The organism is Collinsella aerofaciens (genome assembly GCF_028206795.1).
In the GTDB taxonomy this organism is placed as follows: domain Bacteria; phylum Actinomycetota; class Coriobacteriia; order Coriobacteriales; family Coriobacteriaceae; genus Collinsella; species Collinsella aerofaciens_AX.
Map to the genome: position 1 here is coordinate 69322 of NZ_JAQLFJ010000008.1, position 19358 is coordinate 88679.

Sequence of the window (19358 nt, forward strand, 5' to 3'; positions counted from 1 at the left end):
GAGTGCGCCCAACGACCAGCCGTTTAAGAGCGCCCCCGATACATAGTTGTCGGAACCTGGTCGTCTGTTGATAAAAAAGAAACCGCTAACGGACAAAATGGCGCCTTTTGCGGATTAGTTGCTGTGCCGGAAAATAAATTGTCAGAACCAGGCGATAATTAAATTGCCGCGGCTGTCGTTACATATGACACGTGACAGGAGGACATGATGAAAAAAATGCCCAAGTTGTTGTTAGCAATGGTTGTCCTATTTTTCGCCACCGGATTTATTTTATTGCCCTCCGCAAATGCTTCTGAGTATTTGACGCCCGCCGACGCATGCTTCGATTTGAATGATGGGCCGAAACAAGAACGTACTATCGAGCTGTCAGATGGCTCTACAGGTGTTTTTGGGATAGAGAAAGAGCAAGCTGATGTTGCCCCGATTTGGGACGGCTACTACAACGCTACTGATGGGAATTGGAAGGTTTACTTCTATACTGGAGTGCTCGATGCTGAGTACTGGATATCAATCAAGAACTACAACATTACATCGTGGTGGGGCCATAAAGCATCTTCCGTTGGCGGTGCCTTATCGAATTTCAGTAAGAGTTTTTCTTCCAAACGAACAAAGTGGAGCTTTCTTTTTACCGGAGTAGGCGGTATGGCGTCTGCGACTTATACTCTTGGAGCTGAAATAAATGGCTCTCGGCTGCATACATATCTAGCGTGATTCAATATGGGCGTGTTGGGCAAGATCAACATTGGCGGAGAGGTTTCCCTCCTGGCAATAGTTCTGGTTGAGATCGGGATCGTCGCTGCGGTGATCTATCTCGTTTGCAAGTTGATAAAGGCTCTCAAAAAGGTTATTGAACGAACCAAACAAGAGTAGGCGGTCAGTCCGCTCGATTTCGAATCCATTTCAGCGGGTGCCATCCTCTCTGTCTGCTTATCTGTGGGCGGAGAGGATTTTTCTATGACTGAGACCGCATCAGCGCCAAATCCACGCCTATCCACGACCCGTCACCTGGGGACGTTCCTTTCCAGCCGGTGCTTGGGGAGACTCCTTGCCACCCGGTCGTCGTGGATGTTCTTAAACGACTAGCGATCGGGGACAGCCCTTGCCGATTGGCCGGTTTGCCGTCCGGGTTGGCAAGGACTGTCCTTTTCTGCCGGCAGTTTAGGAACGTCCCCAACTGCCGCCTCAGGTAGTCATTGGGGACGTTCTTTAATGACTAGTCGTTTAAGAACGTCGCATGCGACTAGTTCACCTCGACAGGCTTAGCGCCGGGATAGCGCTCCTCAAAGTCTAGGCGGTACTTATTGTCATTGGTGCCCGCCACGTTGTCGCGCGACAGCGGCGCCACGATCTCATTCTTGTGGTCCGCAGGCTTGGCGTATTTCAGGCTGATCTCCCAGGCATCACAGATTGCGTCAATGCGGTGATCCAGGTCGTCGTACAGGGCGATGATATCCTTCCAGGAGCTGTAGTTCTTGGAGCTCGTCGGGACGTCCAGGTCCTCGACGATGTCGTAATACTGCTCGATGGTGTCCTCCGTGCGCTCGGCGACGTCGGCGAGATTTTGACGGGTGGTTCGATCCTCTTCCAGATAGTTGCCGTTGAAGTTCTGCGCGCAGCCACGGACCTGGCTGTCGAGATCTTCGAGCAGGTCGTAGTATTCGCTCAGGCGACGGTAGAGGTTCTGCTCGGAGAGCGTTGCTTCGCCGCCATCCTCGTCGTCATCGTCATCATCGTCGTACAGGCTGTTGGGATTGCCGAGAGGCTTTAGGTCATCGTCGTCGACGTCATGGTGCAGCTTAGCTACCTCGGCAGTCGTCTGCGTGGCGGCGTTGTCGAACGGTCTGATCGCAAAGAAGATGACCAGGGCGATGATGATCGCCACCAGCACAACGATAACGGCGATAAGCGGCCCGGTGCCGCTCTTTTTGGGAGCGGGGGTCTGTGGCGAAGCGGGCGCGTATGCGGGAGCCGGCTGCTGTTGGGGCGAGCCGCTCGCGACGGGTATGCGCTGCGTGGTCTCGACGGCCTCGGTCCTTGCGGCGGGGTCGGGGCTATAGGCGAGGGGGTCGTCCGCCTTGGCTTGCGGCGTATCAAGGGAGCCGGTCTGCTCAAAAGCGGGCTGGCTATCGCTCGCGGCTGTTTGCTCAACGGGTGCACCGCACGAGGTGCAGAACTTGGCATTATCTTCAAGAAGCTTGCCGCACGAGGCGCAATACCGAGACATTGCCACTCCTTTCGCCACATTTCAATGCAATACGACGATTATACCCAGCATCCAAAATTCCCCATCATACGTTGCGGTGAAATAGGGACTGTTTGGCGGTCTCAGAGCTTCAATCAGTCCCTATTTCACCGCAACTTTGGAAAGGCGCCTTTAGCCATTGGGGACGTGCCGAGCACTGGGGTATCATGGCTTGGTTGCTATAACTCGCATTTACGCGCCTTGTAGGAAGGGGCTGCGCCCATGGCTTTTGAGCCTGCTCAACATAGCTTTATCACGCTCGAGGGCGTCGACGGTGCCGGCAAGTCCACGCAGGCGCGCCTGCTTGCCCGTGCGCTCGACCTTGCCGGCTACCAGGTTGTGACCCTGCGTGAGCCGGGCGGCACTGCCATCAGCGAAAAGATTCGCGCCCTGCTGCTCGACCCTGCCAACACGACGATGGGCGATACCTGCGAGCTGTTGCTCTACGAGGCTGCGCGTGCCCAGCTGGTGCACGAGGTCATCGCGCCCGCCCTCGCTGCCGGCAAGGTGGTCCTGTGCGATCGCTTCTACGATTCCACGACCTGCTACCAGGCGTTTGCCGATGGCCTCGATCGCCAGATAGTGCGCGACGCCAACAACCTGGCCGTCGCGGGTACGCACCCGGCGCTCACACTCGTCTATCACATCGCGCCCGAGCAGGCGGCGCTGCGCATGGCAGCCCGTGGCGCGGCAGATCGCATGGAGGCAAAAGGCGTGGCATTCCAGGAGCGTGTCTACCAGGGCTTTTGCGCAATCGCTGCCGAGGAGCCAAACCGCGTAAAGCTCATCGACGCCACTGCGACCGTCGAGGAAGTCTTCGAGAAGACGGTCGAGCAGGTTCGCGCGTATGGTCTCGACATTCCGCAGGAAGCCGTTGCCGCCGCGCTTGCCAAGGAGGCCGAGTAGCATGGCCCCCGCTCAGGCAAGCCTGCTGGCCAAGCTCGACACCCAAGAGCGCGTGCGCGACTTTTTGACCAATGCCGTCGCTAGCGGTCGCGCGTCGCACGCCTACCTGTTTTTGGGCGCGCCCGGCGCGGGCAAGCTCGACGCCGCGTGGGCGCTCGCCCAAGCCTTCCTGTGCGAGCAGGACGGCTGCGGCGCATGCGACAGCTGCGTGCGCGTCTCTCGACATACGCATCCCGACGTGCACTATTACACGCCCGAGAGCGCCACGGGTTACCTCATCGCCCAGACCCGCGAGCTGCTCGACGACGTGCCGCTGGCGCCCATCCGCGCCAAGGCAAAGGTCTACATCATCGACCGTGCCGAGCAGCTGCGCGCCAACACCGCCAACGCGCTGCTCAAAACGCTCGAGGAGCCGCCCGAGGGCGTCATGTTCATCCTGTTGGGTACCTCGGCAGACGTGATGCTGCCCACCATCGTGAGCCGCTGCCAGTGTGTGCCGTTTCGGCTGGTGTCTCCCACCGTGGCCGCGCAGGTCGTGAGCCGCGCCACCGGGCAGGATCCCGCGCGCTGCCGCATGGCCGTCGCCGTGGCGGGAAGCCCCACGCGTGGTATCGAGTTCCTCAAGAGCGCCGAGCGCCAGGACGCCCGTCGCCAGATGATCCGTGCCATCGACTCACTCATTGCCGCCGACGAGGCCGATGTACTCAGCCGTGCCAAGTCGCTCATCGTCGCCGTCAAGGCGCCGTTGGCCGAGGTCAAGTCCACGCAGGAAAAGGTGCTCGAGCAAAATGCCGACTACCTGTCGCGTGGAGCATTGAAGCAGCTTGAGGACCGCAACAAGCGCGAACTCAACGCGCGCGAGCGTTCGGGTATCATGGAAGCGCTGGCGAGCGCGCGGACGCTCATGCGCGACGTGCTGCTGACGCTTCAGGATGAGGCGGCCGACGTCGTGAACGAGGATGTGCGCGACACGATCGGTCGGCTTGCCGCCGCGACCAATGTTGCGGGTGCCACCCAGGCGCTCGAAGCGGTCGCAACCGCCGAGCGCAACATCGCCAGAAACGTTACTCCCCAGCTGGCCATCGAGGTCATGCTGTTCGATATCAGGAAGGCACTGAAATGCCGTTAGTCGTACCCGTTAAGTTTACCTACGCCTCGCGCGACCTGTGGTTCGACCCGCAGGATTTGGATATCCTCGAGGCCGATTATGCCATCTGCTCCACCGAGCGCGGAACCGAGATCGGCCTGGTCACGGCCGATCCCTTCGAGGTACCGCAGGACGAGATCGGCCAGCCGCTCAAGCCCGTGCTGCGCGTGGCGAGCGACATCGACCTGCAGCTTGCCGATGATCTGGCCATCCAGGGCGACGAGGCCATGGTCGATTTCCGTCGCCTGGTCAAGGAGCTCGACCTCGAGATGAAGCCGGTCGGCGTGGAGTACCTGTTTGGCGGCGAGAAGGCCGTGTTCTACTTTGCGGCCGAGGAACGCGTCGATTTTCGCCAGCTCGTCAAGGATCTGTCCTCGACGCTGCACATTCGCGTCGACATGCGCCAGATCGGCGTGCGCGACGAGACTCGCCTGGTGGGCGGCTATGCCCAGTGCGGCCAGGAGCTCTGTTGCACGCGCTTTGGCGGACAGTTTGAGCCCGTCTCGATCCGCATGGCAAAAGAGCAGGACCTGCCGCTCAATTCCTCCAAGATCAGCGGCGTTTGCGGCCGCCTGATGTGCTGCCTGCGCTACGAGTTCGAGGCCTACAAGGACTTTAAGAGCCGCGCGCCCAAAAAGAAGACGCTTATCGATACGCCGCTCGGCAAGGCGCGTATTCAGGAATATGACACGCCGCGCGAGCAGCTGGTGCTGCGCCTGGAGAACGGCAAGGTCTTTAAGGTCAACCTGGCTGATATGACCCGCTCGGAGGGCTGCAAAAAGAAGGCCGCCGAGCAGGGCTGCAGCTGCCGCCCCGACTGCGTGACGCGCGACGTGCTCGAGCGCATCGAGTCGCCCGAGATGCGCCTGGCGCTCATGGAGCTCGACCGCGAGAACGGCGTCGACGTGGGCGATGGCCTGTCGAGCGCCGACCGTCTTGCTGGCACGTCGATGCCCAAGCGCCGTCGTCGCGATGCCGATTCCGATGCCCGCGCCGGTCAGGGGCAGGGCGAGGGTCGTGGCCGCGGAAAGGGCCGTGGCAATGCCGCAACGCCTGAGGCCGAGGAGGCCGCCGGTGGCCGTCGTCGTCGCAAGCGCGCGGGCTCGGGCGATGTCGGCGAGGCCGCAGCCGCCGGCAAGAACGGAGCTCGCGAGCGCGAGGTTCAACAGCCCCAGCAGCAAAACCGCGGCGGTGGCATGAACCCCACGCGCCGTCGTCGCCGTCATCTGTCGAGCGAGGAGCGCGAGGACGCCTTCCGCGCCGCAGTTGCTCGCGAGGCTGGTGCCGCTTCCAAGGGCGCCTCGGCCTCCGACGCGCCTGCCGACAAGGGCGGCAAGTCACGTGGCGAGGAGGAGCGCGCACCGCGTCCGCGTCGTCGCCATTCCTCGGGCGCGCAGCAGAAGCCCTCAGTGCCCTCCGTTGCCGATCAGGTCTCGGATGGCGAGGTCAAGGTCACGCGCCGTCGTCCCGGAGATGGCGGGGGAGCGGCTGCCAAGGCTTCGCGTGGCGCCGCTCGCGACGAGCGCGAGCCGCGCGAGGATCGCGGTGGCGAGGGCTCGGCCGACCAGGGTCAAAAGCGCCGTCGCCGTCGCCGTTCCCGCAAGCCGCGCCAGGATGGTGGCGAGGGCTCGGCCCCGTCTTCGTCTGCACCACAACCGCCTGCCGGCGAATAACGCCCGCGAGCGGATTTAACCAGCCTTGCCCCAATCGCGTCGGGGTACCATAGCGCTGAATCAACAACCCTCCCTGCGATCGAACGTAGGGAGGGTTGTGTCGTGAAGAGCCATCTGAACATATTGAGCTGTCTGCAGGGTGCCGGTGCCCTACCGTTTGCGGACGAATTACTACCGTTTGCCGAGCGGGTGGCACGCGAGGCGCTCGAGGCATTGTCGCCAACACGATGTGCCGGCTGCGAGCGCGCCGGTACGCTTATTTGCCAAGACTGCCTGGCTGCGCTCACGCTCATCGACCCACGTCATAGCTGCACCCGATGCGGCGCCCCGTTTGGGGATTTGCTGTGCACTGAGTGTTCGGTCGAGGGCACGTCCTCGGCAATGGCGGAGGCGCTCGATCGCTGCCTGGCGTGCGCCGTCTATGCGCATCCGCTGCCGCGCATCATTAAAGCGTACAAGGATGCGGGCGAGCGACGTCTGGCTCCGTATCTGGCGGAGCTGCTCTACGACACCGCCCTGCATGCCCAGGTCGTAGCGCCCGATCGCTTAGGAGGTGTGCTGTCCGGTGCGGATGCGGTGGTGTTTGTGCCTGCGACGGCGGCAGCGTTTCGGCGGCGTGGTTTCGATCATATGGAGGCCATTGCGCGCCCATTTTGCGAGCTGTCGGGTGTTCCCCTGCTCGATGCCCTCGTCAAGTACGGGCATGGCGACCAGCGCGAACTCGGTCGTGAGGAGCGTCGCGAGCGTGCCCAAGGCATGTACGAGACGGTTGAGGACGTGCACGGCCGCCGCTTACTGCTTATCGATGACGTTATCACCACGGGCGCGACCATGGCAGCAGCCTCGGCGGAGCTCAAGCGTGCCGGCGCTGCGGCAGTCGATGGCCTTGCTATCGCACGTGTTTGGTAGGGGTGGTTTTGTGGCAGTGAAGATTGAGCGGCGCAACGAGCCGACAGGCGAACAGCTAGCGGCTTCCGTAATCCTAACAGGCGCTTCAGCGCTGCGCATGATGCGCGCCGAGCGCCGGCAGATGGGCTATATCAGCTGGAAGGACCTTAATCCCGATGATGAGCGCCGTGTGCTGCGCACGTCGTCGCCCTCGACCGAGGATATCTATCTTCCTGACTTGGTGCGAATTGGAGCCAAAAGTGGCGAGGTGCAAGAAGATCTGTGCTTGCTGGTGGGATCTGCGGCGCAGCGCCGCCGCATGCCTAGCGTAGGCTGGTCCGTGTGTTCCGGGTTGCCCGCCGGCTCGATTCTAGAGGTGGAACCGGGGGTGTACAGCTTGTCTCCCGAGGCCCTCTGCCTTGCCGTTGCGCGCGAACTTGGCTGTATCCAGGCATTTGCCCTGGCCCAAGAGCTGTGCTCTAAGATTTCACTGAGCGACCGCGGGAAGTATCTGCCTCCCTACACCTCGCCTGTTACGAATAAACTTGCAAAGGACAAGGACCAGCCAGCAGACGTGGGCTACTTTGAAGTCGAGCCGGCGCTGACGCCCGATCGCCTGGCAGATTACCTTGCGGCATGCAAGGGGAATGTGGCCAAACAGCTGCTGCGTCTGTGTCCCTACCTGTCAGAAAACCTGCTCTCGCCCATGGAGTGCATCATGCTCGCCCTGTTTTCGCTTCCGTTTTCCTATGGCGGGTTTGCCTGCGGACCTTTTAAGACCGACTACAAGATCGAGTTTGATGACCGTGCGCAGGCAATCTCGGGGATGCCCCATGCAGTTTGCGATGCGTATCAAGAGGCAGCCCGGTTTGACCTGGAATACAACGGTGAGCTGGGCCATTCCTCTCGGAGGGGACGTATCCATGATGAAAAGCGCAACACGGGCTTGATTACTATGGGAATCGAGGTCGCGACGGTCAATAACGAAATGCTCTGTGACATGGAAGCGATGGAAGCGCTCGCATGGCGCATGCACCAGCGTATGCGAAAGCGGTACCGGAATCGTGTCGATGCCCGCAGGAAGAAGCAAGAGGCGTTGCTTAACACGCTGCGGGCGTGTTTTGGGCTTAAGCCGGTCTAATTCACGTCGAAAATAGGGGGTTAATCATATGCCCTGGCCAAAATATGGCAAATATGAGTACTGTCACTAAATCAATAACAGCAAAATCAAGGAATTTAGGGCTCGGAGGCGTCATAAAGTAAGAAGATAATAAACAAATGTAGAATAACTAAGCATCAGGTTGGCGACACTGAGCGCATAATCTGTCCGAGAGGCCAAAATTGCCTGTTACTAAATTGCTAACAGTACTCATATTTGCCATTTTTTGGCCACGGCACCCTAAGAAGGGTGTCCCGGAACTCACCGTAGGGGAGCTTCGGGCTTCATGGGGGCGCGTGCGGTCCGCTCCGACCTGCAAAATCTGTGCTCACGGTGCGAATGACGCCCCTAACCTTAATCTTTAGCTTGAACTTAGCTATAATGCGCTACGTTCCTGCCAGGCTGTGGTTGCGGACGGACGAAATGCCCGTCCTAGTCCAAGACAGACGCGGTCAAAGGGATCCACGTAAGCGACCGCGTGCGCGCGGCGCGATCATGGCGCGTCCTAGATGTAAGCCGCACCGTCCGTTCTACTTTCTTTGGGGCAATACCGCCTCGCGGGCGAGCGGGCCAGTCGTGAAGGTGGCTGCGGCCTCCCGAGCAAACACCCCGGTGCGCAAGTGTGGGGTCAAATACCAGGTCAGCTGGTGGGAACAATCTGATATTCCGCGCAACGCACGGATCGTATACGACACAGAAGGCAGGGTAGTGGACATGGTGAGGGGCAGCTTGATGCACGCGGCTCGGTTAGGTGCTGGGACCGCAGCGGTCATCGCCGTTTTGGGCCTGAGCGGATGCGCGTTCAACCCGCTGTCTACGTTCACGACTCCCACGATCGACCAGATCGAGTACGAGACCGTCACGCCCGCGGTGTCGGATGATGCCCTGGTCACCCCCGGTACCCTGACGGTTGCCCTCGATACCTCCGATGCGCCGCAGGCCATGCAGGGCGCTGACGGCGAGCTCACGGGGTATGCAGTCGACGCTGCCCGCGCCCTCGCAAGCCGCATGGGCCTTAAGGTCGCCTTTGTCGATGCGTCCTCGGCAGGTTCCGCGCTCGGTGACAAAAAGGCTGATATCTTTATCGGCGAGATCAACTCCACGGATGGGGACGTTAGCTCGCTCGGCACCTGCCTGTACGATGCCGCTTCCGTGTTCGGTAAAACCAGCGATGGTGGGTCGCTAAGCGTTTCCACCGATACCCTTAACACGTCTACTCTGGGTATCCAGATGTCCTCGGCCTCGCAGGAGGCGCTTGCTAAGCAGAGCATCACCGCCAACCAAAAGACTTACTCCAACATCAACGAGTGCTTTGAGGCGCTCGAGTCCGGCGAAGTCGACTATGTGATCTGCGACTCCACGGCCGGCGGCTACCTTGCACGCCTGATGAGCGAGATCTCCTATGTCGGTGCGCTCGAGGCGCCCTCGACGCTTGGTGTTGCAGGCCTTTCGTCCAATGACGAACTGTGCCGTGCCGTGAGCGATGCCCTCGACGGTATTACGGCCGACGGCACGCTCGAGGCGGTCCACTGCGTCTGGTACGGCACGATGCCCTACGACCTCACCACTAAGACGGTTTCGGGCGCTAACGTGCAGCCGGGCGACTCTGAGTCCAGCGAGACCACATCCTCCGGCAGCGAGTCCTCCGATTCCAACAATGAGACCGCATCCTCCGAAGACAAATCGTCCAGCCAGGAAGACACCATCACCGACGACGACATTAACAAGCTTAATAGCTAGTTATTGCTAGGGGTGGCGTCTCCTATGCGCTAGGAGAGATGCCCCTTCACGGTTTCAACACGCACTGCCGGGCTTCCCCAATAGGGGAGCCCGGCTTTTTCATCTCTATAAAACCAGCAGGTCAAAGCCAATTTTCGGGACCAAATACAAAGTCGCCGGCTCCCTCCTATAGCGCACTTTGCCACAGAAAAGTGCGAGACTTCGGTATGCGGTATCAAGCAATCGTTATTCGGGTCTTTGGGAATCCGCGTGATTAAATGCACGGCAATGGGTACATAGCCAGTACAGTAAGTCCCCGAGGCAGATTGGAGCCACGTATGGATATCAAGGTTTCTGGACGCAAGACGACGGTAACCGATGCTCTGCGTGCGCATGTGGATGAGAAGATCGGCGAGGCGCTCAAGGTTTTCGATATCGAGCCCATGACGGTCGACGTTGTACTTCGCTATGAGAAGAACCCCTCGAACCCCAACCCGGCAATCGTCGAGGTCACGGTTCGCGCTCGCGGTTCTGTGATTCGCGTTGCCGAGCACGGTGCCGATATGTACGCCGCCATCGACCTCTCCGCCGACAAGGTCACCCGCCAGCTGCGCAAGTTCAAGACTAAGGTCGTGGACAACCGCCAGGGCGGCGCCAGCGCTGCGGATGTCGCACCGGTCGAGCGCGTCGAGGATCTGGCCGACCTGCTGCTGCCCGAGGAGGAGGACGACCTGCTCGTCCGCGAGAAGGTCATCGACGTCACCCCGATGACTGAGGAGCAGGCGCTGGTGCAGACCGATCTGCTTGGTCACGACTTCTACGTGTTCGAGAACGCGACGACTGGCCTCATCAATGTGGTGTATCACCGTAAGAATGGTGGATATGGCATCATCAAGCCCCGTATCGAAACACTTGACGAGTAAAATACGTTAACTTGCATGAGTTAACGGCTGGCGGCCATCCCATGCGGATGGCCGCCTTTTTTACGTAAGGAGTCGCTTTGATGGACAAGGCTGCATCTACCGGCCATTCTGACCGCTGCCGCATCGTCGTCGATACCTGCTGCGACTTTAGCCCCGAGGTCGCCGCGAACCTCGATGTCGATATCTTGGGCTTCCCCTTTATCATCGATGGCGAGGAGCGCACGGACGATATCTGGTCGAGCATGACCCCCAAGGAGTTCTACGACCGCATGCGCGCCGGCGCTCGCGTGTCTACCTCCGCCGTGTCACTCGGTCGCTATATCGAGTTCTTTACCGAGTGCGCCAAAGAGGGTACGCCCACGGTCTACCTGTGCTTTACCTCGGCGCTGTCGTCGAGCTACAACTCCGCGTGCCAGGCGGCAGATGCCGTGCGCGCCGAGTATCCCAACTTTGAGCTCTACGTGGTCGACAACGCTCTGCCCTGCGCGACCGGCGCGCTCTTGGCGCTCGAGGCCGTGCGCCAGCGTTCGGCAGGACTGACCGCCAAGCAGCTGGTCGATTGGGCAAACGAGGCAAAGACCTACGTCCACGGCTACTTTACGCTCGAGAGCTTTGACGCACTGGCTGCCGGCGGCCGCATTCCGCCCGCGGCGGCACAGCTCACGGCAAAGCTCGACGTCAAGCCCGAGCTCTCCTACGACCTGGCCGGCTCGCTGTCGCTGATCGGCGTCAACCGCGGCCGCAAGAAGGCGCTCAAGTCCATTCTCAAGTCGTTCCGCGAGAACTACGTGCCCGATCGCACCATGCCCATCGCCATCATGACGGCCGATGCCGAGAAGGATGGTGACTGGCTCGAGGCTGCCGTTCGCAAGGAGGAAGGTTGCGCCGACGTCACGATTATCCGTAGTTCCGTCGGTCCTACCATTGGCTCGCACGTGGGGCCCGGCATGGTGGCGCTTGCGTTTTGGGGCAAGAACCGCGCCGAGAAAGCCTCGCTTTCCGACCGCATCGCACGCCGTGTGCGTGGTGAGTAGACAGGCGCTACGACCACAGGCGCCCCGCAGCTCAAGCGCTGGCACTGAGTATTCAACCTGGTAATAACACCCAACCCAAAAGGAAAGGTTTCATGGCAAACAAGCTCTCCGTCGCATTCATCGGCACCGGAATCATGGGTGCCCCCATCGCCGGCCACATCCTGGACGCCGGCTATCCCGTCACGGTCAACAACCGCACCAAGTCCAAGGCCGCCGCGCTTGTCGAGCGCGGCGCCATCTGGGCCGATACGCCGGCCGAGGCCGCGGCAGGCGCCGATGTCGTCTTTACCATGGTGGGCTATCCCTCCGAGGTCGAGGAGCTCTACCTGGCGGGCGACGGCCTGCTGGCCTGCACCAAGCCGGGCGCGGTCTTGATCGACCTCACCACGAGCTCGCCCGAGCTCGCCCGTGACATTGCCGAGGCCGCCCAGGTCTCCGGCCGCATGGCGTTTGACTGCCCCGTCACCGGCGGCGAGTCGGGAGCTATCGCCGGCACGCTCACGGCTATCGTGGGCGCCACCGAGAACGACATCGCGCCGGTCCGCGATATCCTTTCCACCTTTGCGGCAACCATCTGCTGCTTCGACGGCGCCGGCAAGGGCCAGGCTGCCAAGCTCGCCAACCAGGTGTCGCTGGGCGCCTGTATGGTCGGCATGGCAGACGCCATGGCGTTTGCCGAGCTGAGCGGCCTCGATCTGGAGAAGACCCGTCAGATGATCCTGGGCGGCACCGGTAAGTCCGGCGCCATGGAGAGCCTGGCGCCCAAGGCGCTCGACGGCGACTACAAGCCCGGCTTTATGGTTGAGCACTTCATTAAGGACCTGCGCCTGGCGCTCGCTTACGCCGACGATCGCGAGCTCGCGCTGCCCGGTGCCGACGTGGCCTTTACGCTCTACGACATGCTCGACGCCATCGGTGGTGCCAAGCTGGGCACCCAGGCCATCACGGTCCTCTACAAGGAGGAGGCCGACGCCATCGCCGCCGGTCTGGACTGGTCGCAGTATCGTCCCGAAGAGCATGGCGCTCACGAGGACGGCTGCGGTTGCGGCGAGCACGGCGACGATCATGATTGCGGTTGCGGCCACCACCATGGCGAGGACCACGAGTGCTGCGGCGGCCACGGCCATGATGACGGCCACGAGTGCTGCTGCGGCCACCATCACGGGGAGTAGCGCCCATGAGCTGGACGTTCGTGGTACTAGCGCTGGTGCTCTTTCTCTTTGCGATCTACATTGGCTTTTTGTGCGGCCAGTGGGCGTGCGAAAAGCGCGTGATCACCAAGCGCGACTACTGGATCGCCAATTTTGCAGGCGCGGCGGCAGTCGTCCTACTGACCTGGGTGTTCTCGCTGTTCCCGCTGGTGCAGTTTGCGCCAATCGGCTGGCTCGGCGGCTTTATCGCCGGTCTTAAGATGAGCTTTGGCGAGTCCGTCGGTCCGTGGCGCAAGCACGACGAGGTCTTTAACGTCAACAAGGCTCATCGCGCCGCCGCCGACGCGGGCGACGCTGAGGAACGCCGCCGTGCGCGTCGCAATGGCGCGGCCGACCGACAGCTCATCTCGGTCACCGATGACAGCAAGGGTGCTGGCAAGCACGCTAAGAAATAGTAAGAAGAGGTAACTATGGCAGAAAACAAAGACGAACAGCTCACCGACGAGGAGCTGGCACAGCTTCAGCTGGCAGAGGAGAACGAGAACGCCGTCGACCGTCTGGTCAAGGAGCTCGGCTGCCCCACGCGCCGCATCCGCCAGTTTGCCGCCCGCGTGCTGCACCTGCTTGCCGAGCGCGATCCGCAGCGCGTCGTGCCCTGCGTGCCCGCGCTGATCGAGGCGCTCGACCGCCCCGAGGCGCAGACCCGCTGGGAGGCCCTCGATGCCCTGACGGCGCTCGCCACCACCTGCCCCGAGCAGCTGGGCGATGCCTTTGAGGGCGCCGAGACTGCACTGTTCGACGAGATCTCCTCCACGCTGCGCTATGCCGCCTTCCGCCTGCTGTGCGTGTGGGGTGCCACGAGCATCGAGCGTTCGCGCGAGGCTTGGCCCATCCTGGACGAGGCCATCCAGTGCTACCACGGCGACCTCGAGTATCGCGACATGCTCGGTTGCCTGTACGAGTTTTGCCAGGGCGAGATCGACGCCGAGGTTGCCGAGAAGCTCGCGCTGCGCCTTAAGTTCGATGCCGAGAACGGCAAGGGCAGCTATCTCAAGGCCCGTTCGAGCGAGATTTGCGAAATGCTTGTTAAACGTTTTGGCCTGGATCTCTCCAAAAAGAAGAAGCGTGCTAGCGTTAAAAAATCTGACGACGCCGAAGACGAGGAGTAACAGATTATGGCGCACGATGTAGTCCTGATTCCCGGTGACGGTATCGGTCCCGAGATTACGCAGGCCATGCGCCGCGTGGTCGAGGCCACTGGTGTCCAGATCAACTGGAACGTCCAGGAGGCCGGTGCCGGCGTCATGGACGAGTTTGGCACGCCGCTGCCCCAGCACGTGCTCGATGCGGTCGCCGAGACCAAGGTTGCCATCAAGGGTCCCATCACCACGCCGGTCGGCACGGGTTTCCGCAGCGTCAACGTGGCTCTGCGCAAGCATTTTGACCTGTACGCCTGTGTGCGCCCTTGCCTGTCGCAACCGGGCGACGGCTCTCGTTTCCGCGGTGTCGACCTGGTTATCGTGCGCGAGAACACCGAGGACCTCTACGCCGGCATCGAGTTCGATGAGGGCGCTGCCGAGGTCGAGGAGCTCTCGCAGCTCGTCGAGCGCTCGGGCCAGAAGACCTTTGCCGCTGATTCCGCCATTTCAATTAAGCCGATTTCCATCGCCAAGAGCCGCCGCATTGTGGAGTATGCCTTTGAGTATGCCCGCCGCTGCGGCCGCAAAAAGGTGACGGCCGTGCACAAGGCCAACATCATGAAGGCGACCGACGGCCTGTTCCTGCGCGTGGCGCGCGACGTGGCCGCCAACTATCCTGATATCGAGTTCAACGACAAGATCGTCGACGCCACCTGCATGGGCCTGGTCCAGAACCCCAACGACTTCGATGTCCTGGTGCTGCCCAACCTGTACGGCGACATCGTGAGCGACCTGTGCGCCGGCCTGGTGGGCGGTTTGGGCATGGCCCCCGGCTCCAACATCGGTGCCGACTGCGCAATCTTTGAGGCTACGCATGGCTCCGCGCCCGATATCGCCGGCCAGGATATCGCCAACCCCACGGCCGAGATCCTCTCTGCTGCGATGATGCTCGATCACCTGGGCGAGAACGATGCTGCCAATCGCATTCGTGCCGCCGTATCTGCCACGCTCGACGAGGGCGAGCAGGTTACCGGTGACGTGCGTCGTGCCCAGACCGGCTCCGTTGAGGGCGCTGTGGGCACACAGGCCTTTGCCGATGCCGTTATCGCTCACCTGGTCTAAGGTATGCACGCTGCAAACGCCTAAATAGTACTTAAGTGTTTGCGTATAACCTAAGAATCAATACGCCCGGCGCTCTGCCGGGCGTATTCTATCGGGGACTATGTTTCCTAACAAGGAGTAACTGATATGGGTCTGATTCAAAAGAAGGACGAGAAGGACGAGATCGACGGCATCCAGATCATCGAGCGCGGCGAAGGCCCCGACGGTGATGAGGACGAGAAGATCGACCTGGTCGCCGGCACGTCTGCCGAACATATTGCCGCCGGCACGACCGCCGAGGAGGAGGACGCTCGCCTGGAGGCAAAGATCGCCGCGGATGCAGCTGACGAGAACCTCATGCCCCAGGAGCAGGACGAGGACGACGACTCCGACGTGGACGACCACGCTTGCAAACACAAGAAGACGATGATTGCCGCCTTTGTAGTTGCAGTCGTGATCGCTGCCGTGGTCGGCTTCTTTATCGGTAACGGTGGTTTTGGCGGCAAGGGCGTCGGCTCGGCGACCCTGACCGAGGACCAGCTTGATTCGACCGTGGCAAGCTATAGCTACAACGGCAAGAAGAGCGACATCACCGCGCGTGAGGCCATCGAGAGCCAGTACAGTCTCGACACCGTCAAGGACGACGACGGCAACTACACCGCTCCTTCTGCTGACGTCATCCTGTCCTACGTGCGCAACCAGATTCTGCTCGATGCTGCCGAGGACGAGGGCATTACCGTCTCTTCCAAGGAAATGAAGCAGTACGCCGAGGATTCCATCGGCACCTCCGACTACAAGACCATGGCCACGCAGTACGGCGTGTCCAAGGACCAGGCCAAGCAGATCGTCCGTCAGTCCGCGACGCTGCAGAAGCTCTACAAGAAGAAGGTCGGCGACAGCTCCGCAAGCATGCCCACCGCCCCGACCGAGCCTGCTGACGGCAACGAGGAGACCGCGAGCAAGGACTACGCCGACTACATCATCAACCTTGCCGGTGACGAGTGGGATAGCGAGAAGGGCACCTGGAAGGACGCCGATAGCACCTACGCTAAGGCATTTGCCGATGATGCCTTTACGGCCGATAGCGCTACCTATAAGCAGGCCATGACCGCCTACTACACTGCCTACCAGCAGTATTCCTCGCAGGCTTCGAGCGCCAGCTCCAAGTGGACCGAGTATGCGAACGGCCTCTATGCCAAGGCTAACATCAGCATTTACGGCCTGTTTGCGTAAGGTTTGCCTGAGCCGCCGAGCGCGTAGCCAAAAATCTGATAAGCCCGCTAGAACGGACATCGTTCTAGTGGGCTTTTTGCACGGGGGGCAATGGGAGGGGGTGGTTGTATGCAAATTTTGGGACACTTTATTCATATAAAGTGAAAACGATTTCGGCTAAACTGGTAGTAACAATGTGGTACCACTGTTCATCTGGTAGTAACCAATTTTGAAACGAAATCGAATGGTAATTGCTAAGAATTAGTTTGGTAATGAAAGAAACGCACCATGTCTACCTGCGTAAATTACCGTTTACGGGCCAAAAATAACCGTTTGGCAACGATATAGTAATTTGAACGAAATGTGGTGGACGTTTGAATTGAGTGTGTGCTTCCGTACATACCAGCAACCCCAAATAGGGACTGGGTTGTCTAAGTTTGCGCATCAATGCCGGCAAGCGGAGAAGCCGGTATGCACAAGGCGCGGACATGGAACTCGTTGGTGAACAACGAAAGAAAGGTTGGAGGAGATACCATATGATGAAGTACCTCCAGAAGCTCGGCAAAGCGCTGATGCTTCCCGTCGCGGCGCTTCCCGTCGCAGGTATTCTTATGGGTGTGGGCTACCTGCTCGCTCCCGCAGTCATGGGTGCTGCCGGTGACACTACCGGTTTTGCCTATACCGCCGGTTTCCTGCTCATCAAGGCAGGCGGCGCTCTTATCGATAACATGGCCTGGCTGTTCGCAGTCGGCGCCGCTGTCGGCCTTGCCGACGATCACGATGGCACCGCTGGCCTCGCTGGCCTCGTCGCCTTCCTGATGATCCAGCAGCTCCTGAACCCCGCTGTTGTTGGCACCATTCGTGGTATGGACGCCGATGCTCAGACCGCTTGGCTTGCCACGACCGAGGGCATCGCGTTCTCCAAGATCGCTGGTAACTCCTTCATCGGCATCCTGTCCGCCATCATCGGTGGCACTTGCTACAACAAGTTCAAGGACACTCGTCTTCCCGACTGGCTGGCCTTCTTCTCCGGCAAGCGTTGCGTCGCCATCATGACCGCCGTCATCTGCATCGTCGTCTCCGTCGTCCTGCTCTTTGCTTGGCCGCTCATCTTCGGTGCTCTTGTTGCTCTTGGTGAGGGTATCGCCGCCATGGGTGGTATCGGCGCTGGCATCTACGCCTTCCTCAACCGCCTGCTCATCCCGACCGGTCTGCACCACGCTCTGAACAACGTGTTCTGGTTCGACACCATCGGCCTGGGCGACCTGACCCACTTCTGGGCTGGCGAGACCTCTGCTGACGTCAAGTGGAGCCTCGGTATGTACATGTCCGGCTTCTTCCCCTGCATGATGTTCGGTATCCCGGGCGCTGCCCTGGCTATGGTTCAGACCGCTAAGAACAAGAAGGCTGCTATCGGCCTGGTTGTCTCCGCTGCTATCTGCGCCTTCGTCTGCGGCGTCACCGAGCCCTTCGAGTTCGGCTTCATGTTCCTGTGCTTCCCGCTCTACGTCGTGTACGCTGCCCTGTACGGCATCTTCACCATCGTCACCTACTATGTTGGTTTCCGTGCTGGCTTCTGCTTCTCCGCTGGTGCTACCGACCTCCTGTTCTCCTCTAGCCTCCCGGCTGCCGCCAACACCTGGATGATCATCCCGCTGGGCATCGCTGCCTTCGTGGTCTTCTACCTCGTGTTCCGCTTCGCCATCACCAAGTTCAACCTCATGACCCCTGGTCGCGAGGATGAGGATGTCGAGGAGACCTCTGCTTCCGCCGCTGCTGGCGACGACAAGTTCGCCGCTCTGGCCGCCGCTGTTCTCGCTGCCGTCGGTGGCAAGGAGAACGTCAAGACCGTTGACTGCTGCGCTACTCGCCTGCGCTTCGAGCTCGGCGATTCCGCTCTGGTCGACGAGGCTGCCTGCAAGAAGGCCGGCGCTCTGGGTGTCATGAAGATGGACAAGGGTGCTACCCAGGTCATCATCGGCACGCAGGTCCAGGCTGTTGCCGAGGAGCTCAAGAAGCTTCTCTAAGCCTTAAAGACGTATCGTCTTGCAAAGGGTCGTCCCGCTCCGCGGGGGCGGCCCTTTTTGCTACCTCGATACCTGATGTAGCGTTGTAATTGGTATTACAGTGCGCAGGCTATCAACCGGCAAACAATATTGAAATATGCTGGTTGACCTGCTGTTATTCCAATAAAACTGCTATAGTACGTGGTGTCTGGTTACAACCAATTTCGAGTCATTTATCCGGCAGGTATCATTATGGCAATGGGAGCGCGCAAACAACCTCTGTACGATCAGCTCGTCGATTTGTTGACCGATAAAATCGATCACGAACTTCGGCCCGGCGACTATTTGCCGTCCGAGCGTGACCTGTCGGAGCGCTACGGGCTCTCGCGTACTACGGTTCGCCTTGCCCTGCAGGAGCTTGAACGCCTGGGCCTGGTGGTTCGTCAGCGTGGCCGTGGAACCATGGTGTGCGACCGCTCTCTGCAAACGGCAAACCTCACGCAGACCTATAGCTTTACCGAGCAGATGAAGGCGATCGGCCGTGTGCCCAAGACGACGATTCTCGAGTTTACCGAGGTCGAGGCTGATAAGAATATTGCCGTAGAGATGAACGCGCGTCTGGGCGAGCGTCTGTACAAGATCAAGCGCCTGCGTATTGCCGATGGTGTGCCGCTGATGATTGAGTGTACATATCTGCCGAGTCGCAAGTTCTTTGCGCTTAAGCGCCCCATGATCGAGAACAAATCGCTGTACGACATGATCGAGCAGGACTTTCACGAGAAAGTTCGCGTGGCAGAGGAGGAATTCTACGCGAGTATTGCCCGCCATTCCGACGCTCGTTTGCTCGAGATTGCCGAAGGCGCACCGGTCCTGGATTTGATTCGTACCACATATGACATGAACAACGAGGTTATCGAGTATACGCGTTCGGTTGCGCGCGCCGACCAGTTTAAATACAAGGTCTACCACAACCGCGCAGTCTAGAGTTATTGGGTATAAACGGCTTGGCGTGTTTTGCGGCGGGTGCAAAATGTGCCAAGCGCAAGAAGGCAACGAAC

Annotated in this window: 17 protein-coding genes; 16 read left to right on the forward strand and 1 reads right to left on the reverse strand. The window is 60.2% G+C overall.

Going from position 1 to position 19358, the window contains the following annotated elements:
- Positions 1 to 207: 207 nt before the first annotated feature.
- The gene (locus tag PMX70_RS06735; RefSeq protein ID WP_117654912.1) at positions 208 to 711 is read left to right on the forward strand and encodes a DUF5626 family protein; all 504 of its coding nucleotides are present in this window, start codon (positions 208 to 210) and stop codon (positions 709 to 711) included.
- A gap of 529 nt (positions 712 to 1240) precedes the next feature.
- On the opposite strand, the gene PMX70_RS06740 is transcribed toward PMX70_RS06735, so the two are convergent.
- Entirely contained in the window at positions 1241 to 2224 is a 984-nt protein-coding gene (locus tag PMX70_RS06740; protein ID WP_117565016.1) for a zinc-ribbon domain-containing protein, read from the reverse strand.
- A 240-nt stretch (positions 2225 to 2464) separates the two neighbouring features.
- Between PMX70_RS06740 and tmk the strand changes: the two genes are divergently transcribed.
- The 15 genes from tmk to PMX70_RS06815 all read left to right on the forward strand — a co-directional run bounded on the left by tmk (position 2465) and on the right by PMX70_RS06815 (position 19284).
- Entirely contained in the window at positions 2465 to 3148 is a 684-nt protein-coding gene (gene tmk, locus PMX70_RS06745) for a dTMP kinase (protein ID WP_117772884.1), read from the forward strand.
- Position 3149: 1 nt separating this feature from the next.
- The gene (locus PMX70_RS06750; RefSeq protein WP_117772886.1) at positions 3150 to 4277 is read left to right on the forward strand and encodes a DNA polymerase III subunit; all 1128 of its coding nucleotides are present in this window, start codon (positions 3150 to 3152) and stop codon (positions 4275 to 4277) included.
- Entirely contained in the window at positions 4268 to 5968 is a 1701-nt protein-coding gene (locus PMX70_RS06755) for a PSP1 domain-containing protein (RefSeq protein WP_271743196.1), read from the forward strand. Before PMX70_RS06750 ends, PMX70_RS06755 begins: the two co-directional genes overlap by 10 nt.
- Positions 5969 to 6070: 102 nt before the next feature.
- A complete protein-coding gene (locus PMX70_RS06760) occupies positions 6071 to 6877 on the forward strand; it encodes a ComF family protein (protein WP_271743197.1) in 807 nt (268 codons plus the stop codon).
- Between the two features lie 10 nt (positions 6878 to 6887).
- Positions 6888 to 7997, forward strand: coding sequence for a hypothetical protein (locus PMX70_RS06765; RefSeq protein WP_148332695.1), 1110 nt, complete (start codon positions 6888 to 6890; stop codon positions 7995 to 7997).
- Between the two features lie 732 nt (positions 7998 to 8729).
- Positions 8730 to 9755: a substrate-binding periplasmic protein gene (locus PMX70_RS06770; protein WP_233504131.1), complete on the forward strand. Its 1026-nt coding sequence runs from the start codon at positions 8730 to 8732 to the stop codon at positions 9753 to 9755.
- Positions 9756 to 10072: 317 nt separating this feature from the next.
- Positions 10073 to 10657, forward strand: a complete 585-nt coding sequence (gene hpf / locus PMX70_RS06775; protein WP_035137685.1) for a ribosome hibernation-promoting factor, HPF/YfiA family — start codon at positions 10073 to 10075, stop codon at positions 10655 to 10657.
- An 80-nt stretch (positions 10658 to 10737) separates the two neighbouring features.
- Complete coding sequence (locus PMX70_RS06780; protein WP_271743198.1) at positions 10738 to 11691, forward strand: DegV family protein; 954 nt, start codon at positions 10738 to 10740, stop codon at positions 11689 to 11691.
- 92 nt (positions 11692 to 11783) lie between these two features.
- Positions 11784 to 12863: an NAD(P)-dependent oxidoreductase gene (locus tag PMX70_RS06785; RefSeq protein WP_271743199.1), complete on the forward strand. Its 1080-nt coding sequence runs from the start codon at positions 11784 to 11786 to the stop codon at positions 12861 to 12863.
- A gap of 5 nt (positions 12864 to 12868) precedes the next feature.
- Positions 12869 to 13297 carry a hypothetical protein gene (locus PMX70_RS06790; RefSeq protein ID WP_055310425.1) on the forward strand — a complete coding sequence of 143 codons (429 nt, stop codon included), beginning with the start codon at positions 12869 to 12871 and terminating at the stop codon, positions 13295 to 13297.
- A gap of 15 nt (positions 13298 to 13312) precedes the next feature.
- On the forward strand, positions 13313 to 14011 hold the full coding sequence (locus PMX70_RS06795; protein WP_271743200.1) for a HEAT repeat domain-containing protein: 699 nt from the start codon (positions 13313 to 13315) through the stop codon (positions 14009 to 14011).
- Positions 14012 to 14017: 6 nt separating this feature from the next.
- Positions 14018 to 15103, forward strand: a complete 1086-nt coding sequence (locus tag PMX70_RS06800; protein WP_271743201.1) for an isocitrate/isopropylmalate dehydrogenase family protein — start codon at positions 14018 to 14020, stop codon at positions 15101 to 15103.
- Between the two features lie 126 nt (positions 15104 to 15229).
- Positions 15230 to 16315 carry a hypothetical protein gene (locus PMX70_RS06805; RefSeq protein WP_271743202.1) on the forward strand — a complete coding sequence of 362 codons (1086 nt, stop codon included), beginning with the start codon at positions 15230 to 15232 and terminating at the stop codon, positions 16313 to 16315.
- Between the two features lie 515 nt (positions 16316 to 16830).
- On the forward strand, positions 16831 to 18321 hold the full coding sequence (locus PMX70_RS06810) for a PTS transporter subunit EIIC (RefSeq protein ID WP_271743203.1): 1491 nt from the start codon (positions 16831 to 16833) through the stop codon (positions 18319 to 18321).
- A gap of 231 nt (positions 18322 to 18552) precedes the next feature.
- A complete protein-coding gene (locus PMX70_RS06815) occupies positions 18553 to 19284 on the forward strand; it encodes a GntR family transcriptional regulator (RefSeq protein WP_152068484.1) in 732 nt (243 codons plus the stop codon).
- Positions 19285 to 19358 lie beyond the last annotated feature (74 nt).

Bases quoted from the DNA above. Each gene is read 5' to 3' on its own strand.
- PMX70_RS06770 (WP_233504131.1), top strand. From the start codon at position 8,730: ATGGTGAGGGGCAGCTTGATGCACGCGGCTCGGTTAGGTGCTGGGACC.
- PMX70_RS06780 (WP_271743198.1), top strand. From the start codon at position 10,738: ATGGACAAGGCTGCATCTACCGGCCATTCTGACCGCTGCCGCATCGTC.
- PMX70_RS06790 (WP_055310425.1), top strand. From the start codon at position 12,869: ATGAGCTGGACGTTCGTGGTACTAGCGCTGGTGCTCTTTCTCTTTGCG.
- PMX70_RS06805 (WP_271743202.1), top strand. From the start codon at position 15,230: ATGGGTCTGATTCAAAAGAAGGACGAGAAGGACGAGATCGACGGCATC.
- tmk (WP_117772884.1), top strand. From the start codon at position 2,465: ATGGCTTTTGAGCCTGCTCAACATAGCTTTATCACGCTCGAGGGCGTC.
- PMX70_RS06795 (WP_271743200.1), top strand. From the start codon at position 13,313: ATGGCAGAAAACAAAGACGAACAGCTCACCGACGAGGAGCTGGCACAG.
- PMX70_RS06800 (WP_271743201.1), top strand. From the start codon at position 14,018: ATGGCGCACGATGTAGTCCTGATTCCCGGTGACGGTATCGGTCCCGAG.
- PMX70_RS06740 (WP_117565016.1), bottom strand. From the start codon at position 2,224: ATGTCTCGGTATTGCGCCTCGTGCGGCAAGCTTCTTGAAGATAATGCC.
- PMX70_RS06815 (WP_152068484.1), top strand. From the start codon at position 18,553: ATGGCAATGGGAGCGCGCAAACAACCTCTGTACGATCAGCTCGTCGAT.
- PMX70_RS06785 (WP_271743199.1), top strand. From the start codon at position 11,784: ATGGCAAACAAGCTCTCCGTCGCATTCATCGGCACCGGAATCATGGGT.
- hpf (WP_035137685.1), top strand. From the start codon at position 10,073: ATGGATATCAAGGTTTCTGGACGCAAGACGACGGTAACCGATGCTCTG.
- PMX70_RS06750 (WP_117772886.1), top strand. From the start codon at position 3,150: ATGGCCCCCGCTCAGGCAAGCCTGCTGGCCAAGCTCGACACCCAAGAG.
- PMX70_RS06755 (WP_271743196.1), top strand. From the start codon at position 4,268: ATGCCGTTAGTCGTACCCGTTAAGTTTACCTACGCCTCGCGCGACCTG.
- PMX70_RS06735 (WP_117654912.1), top strand. From the start codon at position 208: ATGAAAAAAATGCCCAAGTTGTTGTTAGCAATGGTTGTCCTATTTTTC.
- PMX70_RS06810 (WP_271743203.1), top strand. From the start codon at position 16,831: ATGATGAAGTACCTCCAGAAGCTCGGCAAAGCGCTGATGCTTCCCGTC.